Annotated in this window: 18 protein-coding genes and 1 tRNA gene; 4 read left to right on the top strand and 15 right to left on the bottom strand. The window is 52.9% G+C overall.

Annotated features, from left to right (window positions below; genetic code table 11):
* Positions 1-63 precede the first annotated feature (63 nt).
* Entirely contained in the window at positions 64-2,475 is a 2,412-nt protein-coding gene (locus HGAS_RS00390) for an HAD-IC family P-type ATPase (RefSeq protein WP_019125995.1), read from the bottom strand.
* On the bottom strand, positions 2,472-3,473 hold the full coding sequence (locus HGAS_RS00385) for a TerC/Alx family metal homeostasis membrane protein (RefSeq protein ID WP_019125994.1): 1,002 nt from the start codon (positions 3,471-3,473) through the stop codon (positions 2,472-2,474). Before HGAS_RS00385 ends, HGAS_RS00390 begins: the two co-directional genes overlap by 4 nt.
* Before the next feature lie 207 nt (positions 3,474-3,680).
* Between HGAS_RS00385 and HGAS_RS00380 the strand changes: the two genes are divergently transcribed.
* Entirely contained in the window at positions 3,681-4,595 is a 915-nt protein-coding gene (locus tag HGAS_RS00380; RefSeq protein ID WP_019125993.1) for a hypothetical protein, read from the top strand.
* Here HGAS_RS00380 and HGAS_RS00375 read toward each other — a convergent pair.
* The 4 genes from HGAS_RS00375 to coaE form a co-directional block, all read right to left on the bottom strand.
* Positions 4,571-5,314, bottom strand: a complete 744-nt coding sequence (locus HGAS_RS00375) for a CDP-alcohol phosphatidyltransferase family protein (RefSeq protein WP_019125992.1) — start codon at positions 5,312-5,314, stop codon at positions 4,571-4,573. The two genes, HGAS_RS00380 and HGAS_RS00375, sit on opposite strands and share 25 nt — an antisense overlap.
* Before the next feature lie 90 nt (positions 5,315-5,404).
* Positions 5,405-7,513: an excinuclease ABC subunit UvrB gene (gene uvrB, locus HGAS_RS00370; RefSeq protein WP_019125991.1), complete on the bottom strand. Its 2,109-nt coding sequence runs from the start codon at positions 7,511-7,513 to the stop codon at positions 5,405-5,407.
* 153 nt (positions 7,514-7,666) lie between these two features.
* Entirely contained in the window at positions 7,667-9,442 is a 1,776-nt protein-coding gene (locus tag HGAS_RS00365; RefSeq protein WP_019125990.1) for a glycoside hydrolase family 16 protein, read from the bottom strand.
* Between the two features lie 274 nt (positions 9,443-9,716).
* Positions 9,717-10,388 (bottom strand): dephospho-CoA kinase, encoded by a 672-nt coding sequence (coaE, locus tag HGAS_RS00360; protein WP_019125989.1) that lies wholly within the window; start codon positions 10,386-10,388, stop codon positions 9,717-9,719.
* A 97-nt stretch (positions 10,389-10,485) separates the two neighbouring features.
* Between coaE and brnQ the strand changes: the two genes are divergently transcribed.
* On the top strand, positions 10,486-11,835 hold the full coding sequence (gene brnQ / locus HGAS_RS00355) for a branched-chain amino acid transport system II carrier protein (protein ID WP_019125988.1): 1,350 nt from the start codon (positions 10,486-10,488) through the stop codon (positions 11,833-11,835).
* A gap of 231 nt (positions 11,836-12,066) precedes the next feature.
* Here brnQ and rpsA read toward each other — a convergent pair whose 3' ends face one another.
* On the bottom strand, positions 12,067-13,524 hold the full coding sequence (gene rpsA, locus HGAS_RS00350; protein ID WP_009409460.1) for a 30S ribosomal protein S1: 1,458 nt from the start codon (positions 13,522-13,524) through the stop codon (positions 12,067-12,069).
* Between the two features lie 127 nt (positions 13,525-13,651).
* The gene (gene polA, locus HGAS_RS00345; RefSeq protein WP_019125987.1) at positions 13,652-16,336 is read right to left on the bottom strand and encodes a DNA polymerase I; all 2,685 of its coding nucleotides are present in this window, start codon (positions 16,334-16,336) and stop codon (positions 13,652-13,654) included.
* A gap of 91 nt (positions 16,337-16,427) precedes the next feature.
* Between polA and HGAS_RS00340 the strand changes: the two genes are divergently transcribed.
* Entirely contained in the window at positions 16,428-16,784 is a 357-nt protein-coding gene (locus tag HGAS_RS00340; RefSeq protein WP_233993646.1) for a PaaI family thioesterase, read from the top strand.
* A 45-nt stretch (positions 16,785-16,829) separates the two neighbouring features.
* Here the strand turns inward: HGAS_RS00340 and HGAS_RS00335 are convergent, their stop codons facing one another.
* Entirely contained in the window at positions 16,830-17,420 is a 591-nt protein-coding gene (locus HGAS_RS00335; RefSeq protein WP_009409463.1) for an ANTAR domain-containing response regulator, read from the bottom strand.
* Positions 17,421-17,492: 72 nt separating this feature from the next.
* Here HGAS_RS00335 and HGAS_RS00330 point away from each other — a divergent pair.
* Positions 17,493-17,569: transfer RNA gene (locus HGAS_RS00330), tRNA-Leu, on the top strand.
* A gap of 175 nt (positions 17,570-17,744) precedes the next feature.
* Here HGAS_RS00330 and HGAS_RS00325 read toward each other — a convergent pair.
* The 6 genes from HGAS_RS00325 to HGAS_RS00300 form a co-directional block, all read right to left on the bottom strand.
* Positions 17,745-17,960, bottom strand: a complete 216-nt coding sequence (locus HGAS_RS00325; RefSeq protein WP_233993644.1) for a hypothetical protein — start codon at positions 17,958-17,960, stop codon at positions 17,745-17,747.
* A gap of 148 nt (positions 17,961-18,108) precedes the next feature.
* On the bottom strand, positions 18,109-20,052 hold the full coding sequence (locus HGAS_RS00320) for an acyltransferase family protein (protein ID WP_019125985.1): 1,944 nt from the start codon (positions 20,050-20,052) through the stop codon (positions 18,109-18,111).
* A 71-nt stretch (positions 20,053-20,123) separates the two neighbouring features.
* Positions 20,124-21,572, bottom strand: a complete 1,449-nt coding sequence (gene pyk / locus HGAS_RS00315; protein ID WP_009409466.1) for a pyruvate kinase — start codon at positions 21,570-21,572, stop codon at positions 20,124-20,126.
* A gap of 9 nt (positions 21,573-21,581) precedes the next feature.
* Positions 21,582-22,529: a prolipoprotein diacylglyceryl transferase gene (gene lgt / locus HGAS_RS00310; RefSeq protein WP_019125984.1), complete on the bottom strand. Its 948-nt coding sequence runs from the start codon at positions 22,527-22,529 to the stop codon at positions 21,582-21,584.
* A gap of 48 nt (positions 22,530-22,577) precedes the next feature.
* On the bottom strand, positions 22,578-23,450 hold the full coding sequence (locus HGAS_RS08325; protein WP_019125983.1) for an indole-3-glycerol phosphate synthase TrpC: 873 nt from the start codon (positions 23,448-23,450) through the stop codon (positions 22,578-22,580).
* Positions 23,451-23,525: 75 nt separating this feature from the next.
* A complete protein-coding gene (locus HGAS_RS00300; RefSeq protein ID WP_233993642.1) occupies positions 23,526-24,149 on the bottom strand; it encodes a prepilin peptidase in 624 nt (207 codons plus the stop codon).
* Between the last annotated feature and the right edge of the window lie 84 nt (positions 24,150-24,233).

Genomic DNA, 24,233 nt, shown 5'->3' with positions numbered 1-24,233 from the left:
CTAGTTTACGTGTTGACGCATTGCTTTGGTCGAACATGTGTTCTTTTACGCTTTGCTTCACGTTTAGTCTATGGAATGTCCTTCGGACTCAGCTTCGCGAAGCTTACCCATGTAGAGCACCCGCGAGAATGCCTCGATCACGAGGCCGGCAGCAAGTCCTGATCCGATAATCGCCAGCCACAGCGGGGCCGGGGGCCATTGGAAGGCAAAGAAGGCTCGCGCAAAGGGAAGGAGAACACCTAAAACCCCGGCTACAGCCATAGCGCAGATCAAGGCTACGCGCCACGGTACCAGCGGCCTCGCTGTGATCGACAAAAGCCACAATCCTGCAATCAGAACCGTCATTGCGGCAGCGGTAGAACCGAGTACCGTGCCGTTGCCGACCGAAGAATAAACAGCAAGAGCCGCAACTCCCAGGACGATGCCGCTCGGAATTGCCAGCGACAAAGTTCGCGACAAGAAACCTGGGACATAACGCCGATTGTTGGGGCCTAAGGCAATGAAGAACGCGGGAACACCAATAGTCAGAGTGTCAACATACGTAAAATGCCGCGGCAAGAAGGGATAACGCCACGCGAAAATTGCACTAAGAATGACGAATAGTGTCGCGTAGGTCGTCTTTGCCAAGAAAAGCGATGACACACGTTCCATATTGGCCATGATGCGACGTCCCTCGGCCAAGACACTGGGAAGCACCGAAAACTTTTGATCAACCAAAACCAACTGTGAAACAGCCTTAGTTGCTGCTGCGCCATTCCCCATCGCGATGCCTAGATCAGCATCTTTAAGTGCGAGAGCGTCATTGACACCATCACCCGTCATGGCAACACAGTGCTTCTGAGTTTGCAGGGCCTTAACCAACGCACGTTTCTGTTCGGGTGTAACACGTCCAAAAACATCTGTTGCCTCAACGATAGAGAGGAACTCAGCAGACGTTGGGTCCTCGGGGAGATCCCGAGCATCAAATGCATGAGGAGCGTCACCATTAGGTGAACGCAATCCGACCTGTGCGGCTAGCGCAGCAACCGTAGTTGGACTATCACCCGAAATGATGCGTACACGAACACCCTGGCGGCGGAAGTAAGCGAGGGTTTCGGTTGCATCATCGCGCAAGTCTTCTTCCAAAACCAAGAGGGCGAGAGGAGAGGGATTTGCCGGAAGGGTCTGGTCTTCAATGGCCTCGTCATAGCGAACGACAACTAATACTCTCAAGCCCTCACTGGCATAAGAACGAATATCAGCTCGAAGACTTTCGAGGTTTTCAACGTGATCAATGAGCATCTCAGGGGCGCCCATAACAATTGATGCACTTTGCGTGACCCACGCTGCCCATTTACGTTCAGAGGAGAAGGGAATAGTCCGCGAAGCTTCAGTATCTACTTGAGGAAGCTCTCCCCTATCGAGCAAATAGTCTTTGACCGCCCGCGCGGTTGCATTTGTCTCATCGTCGTTGAGCATCCACAGCGCACGGAAAAGCTCGTCTTCTCGCTGTCGATCAAGGATCTCCAAAGAGCGCAATCGAATCCCACCGGTTGTGAGCGTACCGGTTTTATCTAGGCACAGTGCATCAACACGAGCCAAGACTTCAACTGCAGGGAGCTCCTGGACAAGAGCGCCTTTCCGCGCCAGAGTTGCTGAACCGATCGCGAAGTTCATGGAGGTGAGAAGTACCAATCCCTGCGGGATCATTCCGACGACACTTGCAACAGCAAGAACCAATGCGTGTTGCCACGCGTAGGGAGTGCCGCCTCCTGCAATCCGTGTTTGCGACCAGAGCGTCAGAAGAATAATTGGAGGAAGTGCGATCGAGATGACACGCAGAATCTTATTAATACCCTGTTGGATCTCCGAAGTGGCAAGAGAGAAAGTCCGTGCATGACGTGCAATACCCTGCGCGTACAGGTCCGAACCTACTGCTTGCACATGCATTACTCCAGACCCGGAAACGACGGATGTTCCAGCGAGGACACGATCGCCGACCTGCTTAAGAACCGGGCGAGATTCGCCAGTCAGCATCGATTCGTCGATTTCCAGACCGGAAACTTCTAGGACCTCACCGTCAGCCGCGATTTGATCGCCGAGTGAAAGCTCGACAATATCGTCAAGAACAATGCGTTGAACGTCGATCTGCTCGGTACGCCCATCGCGTCGCACCTTCGCCCGTGGGGCGTCAACGATTGCAAGATCATCCAAAGTTTTCTTTGCACGGAGCTCAGAAAAAATTCCAATAACCGCGTTGATGATCATGATCGCGCCGAAAACAGCATCCTGCCAGGACCCGAAGATGATCACGATGACCATTGCGATACTCAAGATCGCATTAAAAAGCGTTAAGACATTTGCGCGGATAATCGATGCCAGCGATCGCGATGAAGGGAGCTTAGTGATGTTCAGCTTGCCTTGTTCTTCGCGGATTTTTACTTCGGATCCACTAAGTCCCTGAGCAGGGTTAGGAGCTTGTGCAGCAATGGTCATCGGCCGTTACTCCTCGAGGAATCGCGCTTCGAATAAATGAGCGAGGCAAGAACTGTCGTGATGAGTGTCCCTGCAATGACAGCAAGTGAGACCGGGATTCCGATTTCCGGAATCCCATGAATGGGTGCACCACCGTTAAGGAAGGGCAATGAGTTTTCGTGGAGTGCATGGAGAATCAGCTTCACCCCAATGAAGCCCAAGATCACTGCAAGTCCGTAGTTGAGGAAAACAAGCTTTTCGAGAAGGGCATCGATAAGGAAGAAGAGCTGTCGAAGCCCCAGCAATGCAAAAGCATTGCATGCAAAGACCAAATACTCCTCTTGAGTGAGGCCAAGGATCGCAGGAATCGAGTCGAGCGCAAACATCAGATCCGCGGATCCAAGCGCCAGAACGACAAGGAACAAGGGGGTGATGGATGTGTGACGATTATGGCGATAGAAGAAGCGGTCTCCGATGTATCCATCAGTCACAGGAAGAATGCGTCGAACGAAGCGGATAAAAGCATTCTCTTGAATTTCCCCAACTTCTTCCTCTTCACCGGAAGCGCCTTCGCGGGCCTGTGAATATGCCGTCCACAGCAGCCATGCACCGAAGAAGAAGAACATCCAGGTAAATCGATTGACCAGGGTGACACCGACGATGATGAAAAATGCCCTAAAAATCAGTGCAAGAATGATTCCAGCTAGAAGTGCTTTCTGCTGAAACTCCCTCGGCACCTTGAAGGACGCCATGATAATGACGAAGACGAAGAGGTTGTCCAGCGAAAGTGACCACTCCATCATGTAGCCGCTATAGAACTGGATGGCGTAGGTTGCCCCGTAGATCGCCCAAATCGCTAGGCCAAACATGACCGCAAGAGTAACGTAGCCCAATGTCCACGCTGTTGCTTCTTTCATAGAAGGTGCATGGGGCTTACGCACGTGTCCAATGATGTCAGTGGAAATTAGGGCGATAACAGCGACGGCCAAGCCGATCCAGCCGAGGATATGTACGTCCACGAATGACCTTTCAGGCAGAGACTTGAGGTCTCTTCCCACCCAAAATTGGGCAGCAACACCGGGTATCTAGGAGATACCGCGTTGACGATGGTGCTCTTTTTGGGATTACTCCCCTCGCGACTAGCGTAACAAACGATTCCGCTCACATTCTCTGTCAGATCACAAGTCGTTAAGAGCTTCACACGCAAGTGCTTTAGACTCAACAGAGTGAGTGTTCAAAATCGTGCAGCCCAAGTGTCCCGACTGCGTCGCCTAAAGGAGACCCTTTTCGGGTCAACTCAGGCACCTTTTGAACTGCCAGTCGTCCAAGCCTGTGCTTTTGATACAACAAAACTCGCGCACACTGCCGGCGTTTCCAGACTTGCTGAATTGGGACGGCGTGAGGTTCGTGAACTCACACCACAGACACTGTCAACAACCGATGATTTTTACTCTGAAGTACGTGATGCTTTAGAGCACCGCGCTTTGATCTGGTTGATTGGGCCTATTGACACTGAGCAACTGAAGGAACTCGCGGGTCCGCTATTCGACCTCTTCGTCAACGTCGGTGCGCAGCACTCTGAGACGCAGACTGTCTTCGGGCTACGGGTCAGTAACGTTGTTCATCAGCTACTCCCCGATGCAAGCTTCAGGGCGGCATTAGGAGGCATGAATGCAACACGAACCCCACACAGCCTCGCCCATCAAATTGAGGCAGCGGGGGTAAAGGTTTTTAAACGTTCCCTGATCACACGAATTCTCAAAGACCCACGTTTCTGGGTGTACGCAGTAGTCTTCGTGTACTCCTCACTTCGGGCACTTCCAGTCGTTTTTGTCCCGCAATTCCACGGCTCTGTGGTGGTCTTGTGGGGAATCGATGTACTGACCGCAATCCCCTACACCTGGGGAATTCTCGCGATGTTGACAGCATCGAGGCCATTGGAACGTTACAGCGGTGCAATTGTCGCATTGACAACCTTCATGGCACCCTACGTTTATTTCTGGGTACACGGACGCGGATACCCAGGTTCGGTCATTATCATCGTGGGCCTCATGATTGCGGCATCTCTTGCCACCGAGGTTTGGCGCGGGATTCAGAACACGCGCCTTGTCAAGCGTTACTCTGCGTCACGAAATTCTTGAGGAATTCCCTGAATCGAACGCACAGCGCTCACGACAAGAATCCAGATCCCCGCAACCCACCAAATACCCGTGAGGATAAATGGGCGCAGGGGTGCGTATGCGACAAGCACAGCCGTTGCCGCAACCCATACCAGTGCCGCGACGATGTTAAGCACACGCAAACGACCGACCCTGAAGGGGTGGACAAAAGCAATCGGGGCAACCGTAAGGATTGCCAAAATTACGGTCGCAATGAAGTTAAAAAGAGCGCCGGTTTGGAAAATCCACATAATTGCAGCAACCACATTCCATGCCGCGGGAAAACCCATGAAGTAGTGGTCTGGTGTCTTCAATGAGACATTGCAATAACAAAACATTGAGGAGAGGCACACAATTAAGGCAGCGACGATGCCTAGCCCGCGGGATCCAAACGGCAGGTAGAAGACCATGAACAGCGCCGGAATGAAGGTCCAGGTCAGGTAGTCGACAATATTGTCCAAAGTCGCTCCGTCAAAACCGGGAGCGTATTCAGTGACGCGAACAGCACGCGCAAAACTCCCGTCAACTGCATCAACAAGAAGCGCGATTCCCAACCACATCCACATCTGGCGGATATGTCCCTCGTAAAGAGCAATTGTCGCCAAAGACGCCCACAGCACACCGGTGAGTGTGAAGAGGTGCGCAGACCAAGCAAGGGCGCGTTTGGCAAAAGGAACGGGACGCGCTTGCGTATGCGCCATCGTAGACACAGTCGACTCCCAGAATTGAGAACTTAGAACACTACTATCTTAGTGCCTTTACTCAAAGGCACTAACCAATTTCCACAAAGATTAGTTTGCAGCTTTCATTGCACGAAGCTCTTTCTTAAGTTCAGCGAGCTCATCACGTAGGCGAGCAGCAAGCTCAAACTGGAGGTTCTCTGCGGCTTCCATCATTCGAGAACTCAACTGGGCAATAAGATCCTCAAGGTCATTTTGTGCCATGTTGGCAAGTTCTTCTCGGCTCCTCGGCACATCCTCAATAGCCTCCGAGGCCATCGCATCTGCGCGGATATCTGTAGCCGGCCGCTCGCGACGGTATCCGCCTTCGAGGAGCTGCGCAGTATCGACCTCTTCGCGAGCCAGCATGTCGGTGACGTCTGCGATCTTCTTTCGCAGTGGTTTGGGATCAATCCCGTGCTCACGGTTATAGGTCAGCTGGATCTCACGGCGTCGCTCGGTTTCGTCTATTGCTGCGCGCATCGAGTCAGTGATGTTATCGGCGTACATATGCACTTCACCCGAAACATTACGTGCGGCTCGTCCAATAGTCTGAATGAGCGATCGGGTTGAGCGTAGGAATCCTTCTTTATCGGCATCCAAAATTGACACGAGTGAGACTTCGGGCAGGTCCAACCCCTCACGAAGCAGGTTAATACCTACTAAAACGTCAAAGACTCCAAGGCGAAGTTCACGTAGTAATTCAACGCGCCTTAAGGTGTCGACATCAGAGTGCAGGTATTCGACCTTCACTCCCCTTTCACCCAAGTAAGTTGTCAGATCTTCAGCCATCTTCTTGGTGAGAGTTGTGACCAAAACACGCTCGTCACGCTGGGTGCGCTCTTGGATCTGCTCGAGCAAGTCATCAACCTGACCTTGAGTCGGTTTAACAATAACTTTGGGATCCACAAGGCCAGTCGGACGAATGATCTGTTCGACGACACCATCAGAACGATCCAGTTCATACTGCCCGGGAGTTGCCGAAAGATAGACGGTCTGACCAATACGCTGCGTAAACTCATCCCATTTCAGTGGACGATTATCCATCGCCGAAGGGAGGCGGAAACCATAATCCACCAAGGTGCGCTTTCGGGACATGTCACCCTCGAACATCGCCCCAATTTGCGGAACCGTCACGTGGGATTCATCGATGACCAGAACAAAATCATCAGGGAAATAATCAAGCAGAGTATTCGGAGGTGTACCCGGGCCACGTCCATCAATATGACGCGAATAGTTTTCAACTCCCGCACACGTGCCTATTTCCTTGAGCATTTCGAGGTCGTAGGTTGTTCGCATCCGAAGACGTTGGGCCTCAAGCAGTTTTCCTTGGGATTCAAACCATTCGAGGCGCTCTTCGAGTTCTTCCTCGATAGAGGCGATCGCGCGTTTCATTCGTTCCTCGCCGGCAACATAGTGTGATGCCGGGAAGAGGTAGACATGATCGACTTCCTCGATCACATTCCCCGTCACGGGATGGAGTACTGCCAAGGAATCGATTTCATCGCCGAACATTTCAATCCGGATTGCCAGTTCCTCGTACACCGGAATGATCTCGATCGTGTCTCCACGAACCCTAAAGGTTCCGCGTGTAAATCCGATATCGTTCCGCGTGTACTGCATACCGATGAAGGCGCGGAGGAGATCATCGCGCTCAATGCACATTCCGCGACTCAGCTCGATCATCCGTGCAACATACTCTTCAGGCGTACCCAAACCATAGATACATGAAACAGAGGAAACAACGACCGTATCTCGACGCGTTAATAGTGAGTTTGTTGCGCTATGGCGCAGTCTCTCAACTTCATCGTTGATCGATGAATCCTTCTCAATAAAGGTATCGGTTTGAGGGACGTAGGCTTCGGGCTGGTAGTAGTCGTAATAGGAAACGAAGTATTCAACTGCATTATTGGGCAGCAGCTGGCGAAACTCCGCTGCTAGCTGCGCTGCCAAGGTTTTATTGGGCTCAAGCACCAAGGCTGGGCGTTGAACTTCTTCGATCAGCCAAGCAGTCGTTGCGCTCTTACCGGTTCCTGTCGCACCGAGAAGAACAATGTCTTGTTCACCCGCGCGCAGGCGTTCTGCAAGCTCATGAATCGCCTTCGGCTGATCACCGGATGGCGTGTATTCAGAAATAACCTCGAAGGGGTGTTCCGCACGAATAATAGGACTTTGGCTCACCCCTAAACGCTACGTCATTTCAAAGACGAACGCGCCGTGAACGGATACCTGAGTAGATGTCAGTGGCTCATATTCCTGAGCTCGTACACCTTTCGGGTACACGTCCACGGCGCTAATCGCAGTGAAACGCTTGATGTCAAACGGATCTAGTGATTATTCCTTCACACGACGCTGGGAGGCAATCATTGCGACACCGCCAACAGCAAGTGCTCCGGCGAGAATCAATGACCAGAAGGAGCCACCCGTTTGTGCCAAGGCACGAACAATCGCGGGCTTTTGCTCGGTTATCTGTGCGGTCGATGCGGCAGGTGCAGCATCTCCGACAGTCAGAGTATTACCGACGCTCTCAGCTTCTGGGGCACGATCACGTACCTGGTCCTGCGGATCCTCAGAGATCTGAGACGAGGAATCACTTGGAGCCGCAGACTCCGTAGTGCTAGGCGAAGTCGAAACATCGTTATTCGGAATTGAGACAGCGCTGTGAGTCTGCGTTGCTACCGGGCTTGGTTCAGTCTCAATCGAGCGACGGACTCGCCTGCGGGAATTAGCATTTGAGTCGGCAGTCGGCTTGGGTGCCTCGGTTGTCGCGGGCGGAGCCACGGGCTGAGGTGCAACAACATTTGCGTTCGGTACTGGAGTTGTTACAACGGGATCCGGGGTGCTTGCAGTCGGTACAACTGGCTGAGGTGCGACAGATGTCGGTTGCGCCGTCGGCGCTACGGGAGCTTCGGTAGTGGCGCTAGGAACGACCGGTTTTGGCGCAACAACAGGAGCTTCCGGTGTCGGGGTTACAGGGGTCTGAGTTGTCGCACTAGGAGTAACCGGAGACGGAGCCTGAGTAGTTGCCTCCGGAGTCGGTGTCGTCACTTCAGGTGCACTTGTCGTAGGAGTCGGTTCAGGAACAGTGCTCGTTGCCGGTCCCTTCTTCCATACACGCACGTAATCGACGAGCATGTCAGAACCATTTCCCTTGTACGCATCGATGTACTTCGTTGCATCCGTATAGGTTGTATCGCCCGTGTCGGAAGCAAGGAACGTTCCACCAACCATCTGGTTTAGGCGCAAGATCATGCCGTTAGCGTCATTCACGAAGGGATTGCTCCCCTTCACCTTGTCATAAGTAACGGTATGCGCCTTACGTCCGTCCAGGTAGAAGGTGATTGCACGACCGTTCTTCTCAACACCATATGTATGGAACTGACTCTGCGATGAGCCGTCACCGCCCAGTTGTCCCTGATGTTGTTCGGTCTTCTGTGGGTTACCAACGCGAGGTGTATGAACGTTCGCTTGGAGGTAGTGCGGATCCCAGCCCTTTGCTTCAACGACATCAATTTCGCCGTGTGCGGGGAAGCTAATTGGATCTGTGCCCGTCATCCAAAATGCGGGCCATGATGCGACTGCTGTGGGAAGCTTGATTCGGGCTTCAGCGTAGAAGTCGCCGTAGGCCGCCCACTTCACTCCCTTGTTATCGCGAGTTTGAACCATCGCAGAGGTAAATGGAGCCTTGTAAGAATCAGTCTGCCCCTTGGAGGTACGTTTGCATTCTCGATCAACGGTGACCATGGAATGCGTATTACGATCCCACTTCTGCGTCTTTGGCTCATAACGCGCGGTCAGGTGAAGAACACCACCTGAAACGCTGACATTTTCCTTAGCATCGGAGTACTGGGCTTGAGAATGAGCATTGGGATCGAAGCAACCTAGCGCCAAACCCCATTTCGAGGTGTCAAGCTCACTCCCGTTAAATTCGTCCTGGAAGGTCAGAGTGTTGTATCCCAGCGCGCGTACTTCATCAGGTCCAGGCACTTCGTCGCCGGCCCACGCAAGCGACAGGCCGCCCAATGTCATTCCTGCGCCAAGAGTCAGTGCACCAAGAGTGCGCACTGCCCTACTTCCAACAAAAGTACGCTTCGTCTTCAACAGCGCCATTTATCCTCATCTCTGCGGTAAATGTCGGCTGGTCTGTTCGCTTTCCGATGTAGAAGCTCTTCGTCGCCTCCACGAGGAAGACGGTTATCTTTGCCGCAAGCGACTTCCACAATATCCGACTTCAAGCATCCCAGTCACAACCGGTCTAGTTTCTCGTACACATCAATGTTTACGTATCAAACTGGTTGTTTCTGGGTGTTTTCCGGGTTATTTATTGAGCGTTACCCGTTGAATTCATGTGAAAGCTGAAGAAATACTGAAGAAGTTTGAACAACTAGTGCACACGTGTCAACCAAGACGAATAGACTTGGTTGGAGACATCGGCAAGGTCTTCTTGATTGCCGAGGTTCTCAACCCAGATGCTTGCTAACTTCCGGCGCTCGCTATCCGAAATTTGCGAGCGAATGCGAGATCGAGCATCTTCTTCGCTCAGACCTCGAGATATTAGCCGGCTAACGCGCACTTCTTCTGGTGCGCTGACCATAATCACTGCGTCAAAGAGCGATGCATCCTCATAGGTCGTCAGAAGAGGAACATCATACAGCGCGCAACTTCCCTGGGGAGCAGATTTGAGTCGTTCCCAAGCAAGAGCCGAGATCGCAGGGTGCGTGAGCGAGTTCAACAACAAAGTCGATTCTGGTGAAGAGAAGGCTCTTAGCGCGAGAAGGCGTCGATCCAGTGAGCGATCTGGGAGTGCAAGGTCAGCTCCAAAGTTCTTCAACACAGCCTCGTACACGGGATGGGAAGGCAAAAGAACTTCGCGAGCCAGTTGGTCCGCGTCGACGACAAAGACGCCGAGGCCGCGCAAGACGTGGGCAATCGTGGACTTTCCCGCACCGATTCCTCCGCTGAGAGCCAGAAAAAGCGACGGTCCTTGGGTGCGCGCCTGCGGTATCGGGCGAAGAAGATAAGCGCTCGCGCCTCCGGATTGAATGACAGTCTTCACATCTGAAGACTAGAACAGTGAACACAGCTTGGCACAACAGGCATGAAGTGAAAGAATCGCGATAGAAATTATTACTTCTACGGCTAGAAGCAGAATAGTGACTCAAACAGCAACAACACAGACGAAGCGTCCTCAAGGAATGGGACTGCTCATCGCCACCTCCCTCACCTTGTTTTCAATGTTTTTTGGTGCGGGAAACTTAATCTTCCCGCCCATCATGGGCGCCAATTCCGGATCGAACTTTAACCCAGCCATGATCGGCTTCCTGATCGGCGGTGTGGCTCTTCCCGTCATCGCGATTATCGCAATCGCACTGTCAGGAACTGATCTGCGAGACCTTTCTGGACGAGGCGGAAAGGCATTTGGAATCACTTTCTCATGCATGGTCTACCTGTCGATCGGCGCGTTCTACGCACTGCCCCGTACAGGCGCAGTTTCCTTCTCGACGGCTATTGCACCAATTATTCATTCGACTTCGTTCATGAGCTCGATGATCTTTAATGCACTCTTTTTCGGAGTTGCGCTTTTTCTTTCCTGGAATCCTCGTCAGATCGTCAATCACCTCGGTAAGATCCTGACGCCTGTTCTTCTGGTTCTCCTTGTTCTTTTGGTTTTCCTGTCGCTGGCAAAACTTCCACCTTCTGAGGTTGCTCCCGTCGGACAGTATGTCCACGCACCTTTGACTGCTGGCTTATTCGACGGATATATGACCATGGATTCGATTGCTGCTCTGGCATTCGGAATTATCGTCGTCGCTTCATTTGATCAAGGAGAAGGGGGAATCAGCGGAGCAAAGCTCATCCGTCGAACCAGCGCGGCAGGCCTTATTGCGGGTATTTTGCTCGGTTTGGTCTATGTCGGTTTGGGTTTGATTGGACACGTGATTCCCGGCGGACAGAACTACACCGACGGAGCCACTCTCCTTGCCGATGCCTCTCATATAACAATGGGTACAGCTGGGCAGCTCGTTTTTGGGCTCATTGTGCTTACCGCATGTATGACGACTGCCGTCGGATTACTCGCTGCAACTTCAGAGTTCTTCGAAAGATTGCTTCCGAAGATCACCTACAAAATGTGGCTCGTCAGCTTTACGATTATCTCCTTCGTGCTGGCATCCTTCGGACTCTCAACGGTTCTTAAGGTTGCGGTTCCAATCATTACCTTCCTCTACCCCATCGCTATTAGCATCGTCTTCATTACGATCCTGACCCATCCCCTTCACTACTCAATGCAGGTTCGCTGGACCTTCCGTCTTGGCGTGTGGGTTGCAAGCATCTGGTCATTTCTCACAACAGTGATTTCCTTTGGCACACTGGACTTCATTGCGCCTCTCATGGCTTGGAGTCCGGGGCAAGACCTTCAAATCGGTTGGATATTACCGACCGTTGTCGCAGCATTGATCGGCTTCATGATCGATCTGGTCTTTTCGAAGCGAACCCACGTCTAGCATCCATTGCTAATGACGATGGCCCGTCTCGATCGAGGCGGGCCATCACTCTTAACCTCAATGAGCTGAACCGATGCATTCCTAGGCCTGAGAGGCACACTCTGGATCCAAATAACTGCTCTATTCGATATTGACTCCGACCCATACCGTCGGCTGAACAACCATAAAAAACTGAGGCCCCGGTTTTCACCGGGGCCTCAGAACTGACTATGAGCGCTTAGGCGCTGTGATTCAGTTGTTGGTCAGCTTCTCACGAAGTGCTGCAAGTGCCTCGTCGGAAGCGAGGGTGCCTTCGGAGTCGACCGGGGTCGAGTACGAAGCCTGCTCTTCGACTGCGGGAGCTGCTTCGGCGTCCTCTTCAAGGGCCTTTGCAACCTGAGCCTTGTGGGCTTCCCAGCGAGCCTGAGCCTGTGCGTACTGAGCTTCCCAAGCCTCGCGCTGAGCCTCGTAGCCTTCCATCCATTCCTGGGTTTCGGGATCGAAGCCTTCGGGGTACTTGTAGTTGCCCTCTTCGTCGTACTCAGCGGCCATGCCGTAGAGCGAAGGATCGAACTCTTCAGAGTTGGGATCAACGCGCTCGTTGGCCTGCTTCAGCGACAGGGAGATACGACGACGCTCGAGGTCGATGTCGATGACCTTGACGAAGACCTCGTCGCCAACCTTGACGACCTGCTCGGGCAGCTCGACGTGACGCTGAGCAAGTTCGGAGATGTGAACCAGACCTTCAATTCCATCTTCAACACGCACGAATGCGCCGAAGGGAACGAGCTTGGTGACCTTGCCGGGCACGACCTGGCCAATAGCGTGGGTACGTGCGAAGGTCTGCCACGGATCTTCCTGGGTAGCCTTCAGCGAGAGCGACACGCGCTCGCGGTCCATATCGACATCGAGCACCTCGACGGTAACTTCCTGGCCAACCTCGACGACCTCTGAGGGGTGGTCGATGTGCTTCCAAGACAGCTCGGAGACGTGAACCAGGCCGTCGACCCCACCGAGGTCAACGAAGGCACCAAAGTTAACGATGGAGGACACGACACCGCTGCGAACCTGACCCTTCTGGAGGGTGTGCAGGAAGTTGGTGCGAACCTCAGACTGGGTCTGCTCGAGCCATGCGCGGCGAGACAGAACAACGTTGTTACGGTTCTTATCCAGCTCGATGATCTTGGCCTCGATCTCACGACCGATGTAAGGAGCAAGATCGCGAACGCGACGCATTTCAACGAGGGATGCGGGGAGGAAGCCACGCAGGCCGATATCAAGGATCAGGCCGCCCTTGACGACCTCAATGACGGTACCGGTAACAACGCCGTCTTCTTCCTTGACCTTCTCGATCTGTCCCCATGCGCGCTCGTACTGTGCACGCTTCTTGGACAGGAGCAGGCGGCCTTCCTTGTCCTCCTTCTGGAGAACCAGGGCCTCGATCTGATCACCAACGGCAACCACATCATCCGGGTTGACATCGTGCTTGATGGAAAGCTCGCGAGAGAGGATGACACCCTCGGTCTTGTAGCCAATGTCAAGAAGGACCTCATCGTGGTCAACCTTGACGACAGTGCCCTCGACGATGTCGCCATCGTTGAAGTACTTGATGGTCTCGTCGATAGCGGCGAGCAGGTCCTCGCGGGACCCAATGTCGTTCACTGCAACCTGGGGTGTAGAAACTGCCGGCTGCGAGTTGGTGCTGGTCATGTAGTTGTGTTCTCCGAAACGGACGTGTTACTAGATATGGACAATTGCGGCTGCACAGTGCAAATGGCTATTGCACGTAGCAGTACCTTGAGCATTCTAACAGAATAGGGCTAAAAGTCCACCTCTCCTAGTGCGCCGCATCCTTCCATGTCTCACCGACACCGATCGCCACTTCAAGTGGCACCCTCAACTTCATGACGCCTTCCATTCCCTCATGAACAAGTTGACGAAGTTGTTCTTCCTCACCTGGAGCAATCTCGAACAGTAGTTCATCATGGATTTGAACGAGCATCCGCGACGAGAGATCACTGTGATCAAGACGATTTTGGACATCGAGCATAGCCATTTTGACGATATCTGCGGCACTTCCTTGGATTGGAGCATTCAATGCGGCACGCTCAGCCATGTCACGGCGCGTCCTATTTGCTGAGTGAAGATCAGGCAGATATCTGCGACGACCGCAGATAGTTTGAGTCCATCCATCTTTACGCGCCTGATCAACGAGACTTTCAAGGTAGTCACGAACTCCCCCGAAACGCTCGAAATAGCGATCACGCAAATCCGAGGCCTCGTGAACAGGAATCTGAAGCTGCGCTGAAAGACCATAAGCTGACAGGCCGTAGGCCAAACCGTATGAAGTTGCCTTAATGCGAGAACGCTCTTCGGGCGTCACATCTGCCGGATCTACGCCAAAGACCATGGCTGCCATGGTGCGGTGAAGGTCTTCCCCAGAATTGAAGGCCTCGATCAAGCCCTGGTCCTTGGACAGATGCGCCATGATGCGCATTTCAATCTGCGAGTAATCAGCGCTCATCAGGTCAACATAGGGCCGCTTCGCGACAAAACCAGCGCGGATACGCAAGCCATCAGCAGAACGCGCTGGAATATTCTGCAGATTCGGATCCGAAGAGGCAAGACGACCCGTCGCAGCCGCGGTCTGAGAGAAAGTGGTATGAATGCGCTGATCGTCCCCAATGCAGGCGTTCAGGCCATCAACCATCTGGTTGAGCTTAATCCGGTCACGGTGTACCAAAAGATGGCGCAGAAATTCGTTCCCCGTACGCTCAAACAGATCTGTTAATGCTTCAGCATTAGTTGTGTATCCGGTCTTGGTCTTCTTTGTTTTTGGCAGGTCGAGCTCTTCAAAGAGAACCGCCTGAAGTTGCTTAGGAGATGAGAGGTTTACTTCGTGCCCCAAGACCTCCCACGCACTGCGTTGCGCAGACTCAACATCAGAGGCCAGCTCATGCGAGAGTGAGCGGAGGAATTCCTCATCAACGCCGATTCCATAGTGTTCCATCTGCGCCAGTAAACGCGCGATTGGCAGTTCCAGTTGTTCGAGGAGACGAGTTTGCTCACTCTCTTCCAACTTCGACATGAGGATCGCTGCAAGCGGATGCATACGCCCGGCAGCCATTCCCAGCTCGTGTGCTCGCTCTTCAGTGATACCCATGTCGAAGAGCGTCGTCTCATTCTTCTTCTCTTCTTCATCAATACCCAAGTAACGAGAGAACAACTGGGAAAGCCTGTAACCGCGGTGCTCAGAATTGACTAAATATGCGGCGAGAAGCAGGTCGCAACAAGGATCACCAAGTTCCCACCCTCGCGCTCGCAAAGCATGGATACTGCCTTTGAAGTCGTAGACAATGAGGCCATCTTCTGAAATAAGCGATGCGAGTTCAGCATCTTGCTGAGCTGTAAGCAGTGTCGGGTCGATGACAAGTGCCTCGTCGGCAGTAGCAAAAGTAAGGGCGTTTACCTCCGCACCATTGACTTTCAATACGCCATCGACAAAGAGGGAGAGCTTCCCCGGATGGTCCTGACGCCACTGACTGAGCTTGGTCCGATCATCGGCAAGCGTCACCGATACTTCGTGCGCTGTCACTTCAGATTGAGAAACACTCTGTTCTTCGTTCTGCTCCGCTTTTCCAAGGCCGATACTCGAGACTGCAAGGATCTTAGAGCGGAGCGAACGAAATTCCAGCGCATCACAGAGAGCCGCAAGCGCCTGCCGATCTGTCACGTCACGACGCAAATCATCCAATTCGCATTCGAGATCCATATCAGTCAGGAGGTGATTGAGCCGGCGATTTCGGCGCACATCTTCGACGTGCTCTCGAAGAGCCTCTCCCCGCTTCCCTGTCACTTGGTCAGCGTTCTCTAACAGATTATCGAGGCCGTCAAAGCGGTTAATCCATTGAGCTGCGGTCTTGGGACCGACCCCAGGGACCCCCGGAAGATTGTCCGAGGCCTCGCCAACCAAAGCGGCAATTTCTGGGTATCGGTACGGAGGGACGCCATACTTATCCTCAATACGCTCCGGAGTCATTTCACGAAGATCACCCGGAGTTAATCCGGGATAAAGGACTGTAACTGTATCGGTAACTGTCTGGAAGCTATCGCGATCTCCGGACACGACGAAGACACGCATGTCTGCCTGTGCGCCACGATGAGCAAGAGTTGCTAGAAAATCGTCTGCCTCAAAGCCCTCTCGAGAGAGCGATCGAATACCCATCGCTCCAAGAAGATCCCTAATGAGTTCAATCTGTCCTTTGAATTCCTCAGGGGTCGCATCACGAGTTCCCTTATATTCGGGATATTCCTCTGTCCTGAACGAATGCCGGGAAACATCAAAGGCGACCGCAACATGGCTCGGCTGATATTTCTCGAGAATCTTAATCAGCATCGAGGCAAAGCCATATACCGCATTCGTATGCTGTCCTTGTGCAGTCACAAACTTCTCTACAGGTAGGGCATAGAATGCACGAAAGGCCATTGAATGACCATCGATAACAAGCAGGGTCTCCTTCATAGAAGACACACTACGGCGAGAGGACAGGATGCACACCTCGAATGGCGAAATTGGTCTACCCCAAAGCTGGCAAGACACACTGATGCATCGGATGGGCATGCGTATTATTTCGCAAAGCCCGGAGCATACCGTTATCGAGATGCCCATTTCTGGTAACACCCAGCCCCAGGGCCTTCTCCACGGCGGTGCCAGTGCGGCCTTGGCTGAGACCGCCGCTTCACATTCTGCGATCCTCCACGCTCAAAGGCTTTTTGGAGAGAATGCTGTCGCAGTCGGCGTCGAACTCAATATCTCTCATTTGAAAGCTGGCCGAGGATTACTGATCCGAGCAACCGCTGAGGCACTCCATCTCGGACGAAGCTCAACAGTTCATACAGTCCGTATTACGGATGAAGATCACCAGCTCATCGCCATTGCGCGCGTATCCAACCGGGTTCTCAACAAGTAAAAAGGGCGCGGGTATTACCCGCGCCCATTCGACGATCGAAGGTTCTTAACCCTCTACCTGGTTAATAACCGCGTCTGCGACTTCACGCATGGAAAGGCGTCGATCCATAGAGGTCTTTTGGATCCAACGGAACGCATCGGGTTCCGTCATTCCCATGTTCTTCATAAGAAGGCCCTTAGCGCGGTCAACACGCTTACGTGTTTCAAAACGGTCGGCTAGGTCAGCAACCTCTTCTTCAAGAGATTCAATCTCTTGATGACGAGAAAGCGCAATCTCCACAGCAGGGATCAGATCGGCTGGCGTAAACGGCTTGACAACATACGCCATTGCTCCAGCGTCGCGGGCACGCTCAACAAGTTCAGTCTGGCTGAAGGCAGTGAGCATGACGACCGCACAAGAAAGCTCGGCAAGGATCTTCTCAGCAGCAGTGATACCATCCATCTTCGGCATCTTGACGTCCATCACACAAAGGTCAGGCTCCAACTCAAGGGCAAGCTTCACAGCTTCTTCACCGTTCGAAGCCTCGCCAACAATTTCAAAGCCCGCACCGCTCAGCGTCTCAACGATATCCAGGCGGATTAGTCCTTCATCCTCCGCAACAAGTACCCGTCGCGGCTCAGTAGCTTCTTCACTCATGTCGTCTTCCTTGTCCGATAGTTTGTCACAAGCGCTGGTTATATCTTATCCTTATTACCGCACTTGCGTGCTGCCCCGATAGCCCAACTGGCAGAGGCGGTCGGCTCAAACCCGGCTTGTTGTGGGTTCGAATCCCACTCGGGGTACCAGGATGTCTAGATCTGACACCTTGCGGCTTAAAAGTTTCCGATGCTTTTGAGCCGCTTTTTCTTTGGGATCATGCGGTTTAGCGCTGTGGAAATTGCAACAAAAAAGACTGTTAATGAATCAACTCCGCCAACCGACATGGTTGACGGAGTTGACCTTAGAGAGACAAATCACATCTCAGGCAGCGGGGATAAGTTCCAAACCCAAGAACTCTGCAGCTCGATCACGCATTTCAGGACGTGCCAGATTATCGAGTGCTTCTTGAATTCGCTGATCGCTCCAGTCTGAATACCAGGGGCGAACGGCATCGCTGAGTTGAGCCACTGGCAGATTCAGTGCTTGCTGGCGACCATGAGCCGCGCGGACCGAGATTTTCGTATTGAGTTGATTCATTTCTTCCTCCTCTTCATTCTTCATCTGTATCTACGGATATGCGCTCAAGGTGCGCAGGCAATCGCTTGTAGATACGTTCAAGGCATGAGCCTTATATGTCATCCAACGTGGATGAACCAACAAGTATTCCACAATGAGCAGAATATGTCTAATTATCCTGCCCCATGAGGCCGTATTCGATCATTCGCACATAGGCTTTACGACCATCTTCTGTTAGATGCTGTCCATCATCGTAGAAATAGTCGTCATGGCCCTCACTGAACTTATACCAATCGAGAATACCTACCTGGGGATACTTCTCAGCGAGCTTGTACATCAACGCATTATTCTCATCCTGGAAAGGATGGGGTGCTCGTACGGTAACGAAGAAGACTGGTCGCTCCCCCGCCGCCTCGATGAGCGGGGCCGCAGACTCCACAGAGGTGATCGGCCCATTACCACCAAGTGCAACAATCACCGGCGTCCCATCATGCCCTTGTGCAAGATCCTCACGATAAACTGCAATCCCCTTCTCGAAGGAACGCCCAACCTCCGTGTCGGTAAAAGAATCGGGAAATACCGCCGGTATCCAGTAATAACTTGCACCTTCTGCTACTGAATCTCCGATCAGCACAAAGGGCACAGAACACGTGCCCTCTTCATCAGAACACTGCCATTGCGAGGGATCATAGTTATCGGGGATAACTGCAGCCTGCGGCTCGATTACCTTTCCATTCTTCTCATGGAAACGAGGCTGAACTGGCGTTGGAGTCGCTGACGTTTCCGTTTGAGCCGCAGAAGGCTCAGCTTGTGAAGCAGAGGGAGTGGGCGAGGCAAGAGTTGACGAAACTTTCTTCGACCCAGACTCTAAAACATGACTGGGAACGCAAGCTGTCACGAGGCTCAAGGTTAAGCCACCAACGAGTAGTGACGCACATGCTCGTACACGACGACTTTCTTGCTTCCCTCCGCGAAGCGCTCGCCAAGTCTGCGAGCTCCCCCACGATGGCGCTTTCTCAACAAAGCGGTAGGCGGCCTCGACAACACAGAGGAAAACTGTAAGTTCAAGAACCCATCCCCACCATGGAAGTGCAGAGGTTCTGCGCGCAGGGTTCATCAGAAGGATTAATGGGTAGTGCCAGATATAGGCACTCATCGAACGTGAAGCAATCAGCTGAATCGGACGAAACGAGAGCAGCCGAGAAAAAGCTCCGGGAAGCATCGCACCACAGATCAACAGCGCGCTCACCAAGGCCGAAAGGAAAAAACCACCGCGATAGAGCCAGGTCATATAGCCGCGTGCATAAATCGATACGAGGACAAGGAAAGCCAGACCAAACCACGATGAAAGCGAGAGAAGGCTACGCACGCGAGGAGATGCATTCAGAACATAAAAATCGACATAGGCAAGCGCCATACCGACTAAAAGTTCAGCCAGACGCGTATCAAGACCGTAGTAGACACGAGAAGAATCTGTACCGGGTGCAAAGAGAAGCGCCATTTCAATGGCAGAAGCACATGCCAAAACGATGAGAGCAATGGATGCACGCAACCGTGAGCGGAAGAGCTCTCTGAGCAATAAGACAATCACCGGAGCCAGCAGGTAAAACTGCATGATCACCGCGACAAACCAAAGATGAGTCAGAGGTGAGGGTAATCCCGCCTGAGCAAAATACGGAACTTGACGAAAGATGTAGAACCAGTTTGAGAAAAACGCAAGCGCCGGGATGGCATCGTCGTGCATCTTCACGAGTAACGATGGAGAAAACACAAACGATGCAATGGCTGAAAAAGCGGTCACAACCACCATTGATGGCCAAAGGCGAGAGACGCGCCGAATAAGGTAGCGTCCAATCGCAATCTCATTTTCAGCATCCAATTCGCGAAGAAGCGAACGGGTGACAAGGAAGCCGGAAATCGCAAAGAACAATGTGACTCCGATGAAGCCTCCTGGAGCAGGTGAAGTCGGCCGGAGATGGTAAAGAATTACCGCAATGATTCCCAGAGCCCTAAGGCCATTAACACCGGTCAGATAAGAAGTATTCTTCTGCGCGGTTTCACTCGCGATATTGGTATCGCTGTCGTCGTGAGATAACCGTGGCACCGATGTCATGGCTCAATAAACTCCTCAGAGTACGAGGGTGGGTAGACCTCCCGGCCTGCCCACCCTCTGATCTACAGATACTAAGCGTCGCTACGCGATCCACCGATCGCGTAGTCAACCTCATCTCCCAAGCGATGGACGCGCAGGAGATTGGAGGAACCGGGGGTCCCCGGCGGCATGCCAGCGACGATCACCATTTCATCGCCGACCTCTGCAAGACGTGCAGATTGGGCGACCTGATCTACCTGCCACACCATATCGTCTGTGTGGGTTACCTCAGGGACGCGGTAAGCGTGGATGCCCCAAGACAAAGCCAGTTGACGGCGGGTGGACTCCAATGGAGTGAAGGCAAGCATCGGGATAGGTGTACGCAAGCGAGAAAGCAGACGAGCAGAGGTTCCCGATTGAGTGAAAGTCACAAGATAACGGGCATCAAGCTTCTCAGCAATGATCGCGGCGGCACCACAGATTGCTGACGCGCGATCCAGCTCAATGGGCGTCATTGGTGCAATGCGCTCTCCGCCATTTTCTTCTGTTGCCTCGATAATACGGGCCATGGTTCGTACTGCTTCGATCGGATAAGCACCAACCGAGGTTTCACCAGACAGCATAACCGCGTCGGCACCGTCAAGAATCGCGTTTGCGCAGTCAGACGCTTCTGCACGAGTCGGTCGAGGATTCTTAATCATCGAGTCCATAACCTGCGTCGCAACGATCACAGGCTTAGCCGCACGGCGTGCGAGCTCAATCGCGCGCTTCTGAACAAGCGGAACGTCCTCAAGCGGCATCTCAACACCGAGATCGCCACGCGCGACCATAATTCCGTCGAAAGCATCGACGATCTCAGAAAGAGCTTCTACGGCCTGAGGCTTTTCGATCTTAGCGATGACCGGAAGACGCTTCCCACATTCATCCATAATTGCATGAACGGAATCGATATCGGCTGCAGAGCGGACGAAAGACAACGCAATGAAGTCCGCGTCAGCCTTGATACCCCAGCGCAGGTCTTCTTCGTCCTTCGCACTCATCGCGGGGACCGAAACGGCGACACCAGGCAGATTCAGGCCCTTGTGGTCAGAAACATAACCGGGGACCTCCACGCGAGTAACGACATCGGTATCAGTAACCTCGATAACTCGAACTGCAACGTTACCGTCGTCAATCAGCAGACGATCACCGGGGGCGCAGTCACCAGGCAGTCCCTTAAAGGTCGTGCCAACGAGTTCTTTGGTTCCCGGAACATCGCGGGTAGTGATGGTGAAAGTATCACCAACTTCGAGATACTGTGGTCCCTCTTCAAAAGTTTCAAGGCGAATCTTGGGGCCTTGAAGGTCAACAAGAACGGCGATGCCTCGGCCTGAGTTCTGAGCAGCACGACGAACGCGCTCGACGACTTCCTCATGCTCTTCGGCTGTGCCGTGGGAACGGTTAATACGGGCGACATCCATGCCGGCATCAACCAGAGCCTGGATCTGTTCAGCAGAGGCTGTCGCGGGTCCAATAGTGCATACAATCTTTGCTCGACGCATGTTTCTATCCTAACGTGCCTTGGTCTCTTCGACAGGGCGACTTTCCGGTGACATAGGAGTATCGCCCTTGTCTCCATCAGCCTTCTGAGTAGTGGAATCTTCATCCTGGTTATCAGCTGAATTGGAAGTCGCGGCCAGCTCAGTGGGTTCAACTCGAGTGGAAGCAGAACGTCGACCAGCGATAATAAAACTCACCAAGCCCAGCAGGAAGACAATGATTGAAGTCCATACGTTGATGCGCAGTCCCAAGAAATGATGCGCGTCATCAATGCGCAGCATCTCAATCCACACGCGCCCAAGTGTGTAAACCATGATGTACGAAGCAAAAAGCTGCCCCGACTTCACCTTGATTCGACGATCGATCAGCAGAAGAACTGCTACCCCAGCTACATTCCATAGGCATTCATAAAGGAAGGTTGGGTGAAAAAGAGTTCCTGGAGCATAACCCGAGGGCAGATGCGCATTGTCAATGCTCAGTCCCCACGGAAGAGTCGTCGGTGCTCCAAAGAGCTCTTGATTGAACCAATTCCCCCAGCGTCCAAGCGCCTGTGCAGCCAGAAGGGGAGCAGCAAGGGAATCTGCAATCGGACCCAAGCGCTGGCCTCGGTGACGAACTACCAGCCAAGCAGCGAGCGCTCCGCCTGCGACCGCACCCCAAATTCCCAAGCCGCCGTTCCAAATCGCGAAGGCCATGAGCGGCTTTCCGCCCTGGCCAAAATACGCATCTGGTGAAGTGATCACATGATAAATACGAGCACCCAGAATGCCAGCGGGAACTGCCCACAGCGCCACATCATAAAAAAGGTCTGGGTCTCCCCCGCGTTTCTGGTAACGCAGAGCGGACCAATAGACGGAAATGAGAATCGCACAGGCGATGATCAAGCCATAAGCGCGAATCGGAATCGGGCCAAGATGCCATACACCGTTACTCGGCGATGGCAAAGCAAGAGCGCGCATGAAAACTATTCCTCGTGAATAACAACTATTTCTCCCTACCTTAGTAGATTATTCACGTCGAGTATCACTCCAGCTTCCATCACTACCACGATGTGCCTCACGAATACGCATTCGCCGATCAGCAAGTAGCGACGGATGATGACCAGCGCTCACCATTTCAGCTACAAGTTCTTCGGGATTGTCACTACGCATGAGCGCTTCACCTACAAGAACTGCATCCGCTCCTGCTCTCGCGTATTCGAATACATCTCTCGGGCCCCGGACACCAGATTCCGCAATAGCCAATACTCCACTTGGAACCACATCAATAACTTCATCGATGACGTGACGATCAACGTATCCCGACGCGAGATCTCGAGCATTAACTCCGATCATGAGTGCCCCTGCTTCAAGTGCCCTCAAGGCATCAAGACGCGAGTGTGTCTCGACAAGCACGCCCATGCCAAGAGACTGAGCGCGTTCAAAAAGACCATTGAGTGCCGCTTGCGAAAGAAGCTGGGCAATAAGAAGCACAACGTCAGCTCCATTACGGCGCGCTTCAAATAGCTGATATGCCGACAAGATGATGTCCTTACAGAGAACAGGAGAGGTTGTCGCTGCCTTTACTCGAGCAAGGTCGGAATACTGTCCGTGAAAGTAAGAAGATTCGGTGACGACGGAAAGCATAGCCGCTCCCCCACACTCAAAAGCCTGTGCCAGCGGTGCAGGATCATCAACCGTCGAATACACCCCCCAGGGTGATGCGCGCTTAATCTCAGCAATCACAGCGGTTGCCCCATCAGAACGTAGGAATTCCTCGGGGTGTCGAAGAGGGTCAGGAACGTTCTCACATTGCCGCTTTAAATCATCCAAGCTGAGGTGTTCTTCGCGTAAGGCGCGCTGACGCTGTATGTTTGCGATGACCTCATCAAGTCTGAGCACCGCCACCTCCTTGTGTGAACTCTCAATCTGATGCTAGTCCTCAATTGAGAAAAAGAGGTAATCGCACGCTTCTAGCTAAATCCCAAGATGAAGCAATAGTGAAAGATCGGTAGAAACATCACTCCACAGAAGGAAGCTCAAGAGAGTAGAGCCGATCATCCAGGGGCCAAAAGCAATCCGGGAACGGGTACCGGCTTGGCCGCTCACAATTTTCCACAGCGCCGCGCAGGCAGCTGAGACAATCGAGACCAAGAGTCCGAAGAGCGCAGCATGCCAACCAAGAAGCCCAAGCAGTGAACCAAGGATTGGTGCAAGCCGAAGATCTCCCCTACCAAAACCGCCTTTGGGAAGCGTGCCCAGCCATAAAGGCAGAGTCCAAATTAAAGTCCCAAAAACTACCTGCGCAACAAGTAGATAAGGCTGTGGGTGAAAATAGATTGTCACTCCGATGCCGCTCAATACACCACAGGCAAGCGCAAGAACGTACGGAGTGGGAAGTCTATGCGTGCGCGCATCAATATAGCCAAGCAGGGTGCCCATCATCGTCAGCGACACTACAGCGGGCGATGCGGGTCGTGTCTGAGCTCCCACAAGCACGACTGCTCCCACAAGCACAGCTGCCCACACAACACCATTTCGTTTGAGCGGAGTTAGCGATGCTTCGACAAAGTAGCGGCGCTGAATCGCCCACCCAGACACACTGAGCCACACAGCATACGTGATCCAGACAATGACAGAAAGAAATAAGTTCCACTCTGCGGCGCCTAAGGACTTATCCGCGAT

The organism is Actinomyces sp. ph3 (genome assembly GCF_000308055.1).
Lineage (GTDB): Bacteria > Actinomycetota > Actinomycetes > Actinomycetales > Actinomycetaceae > Pauljensenia.
The sequence above is the reverse complement of the archived record's forward strand: the minus strand, read 5'-3'. Positions and strand labels throughout refer to the sequence as shown.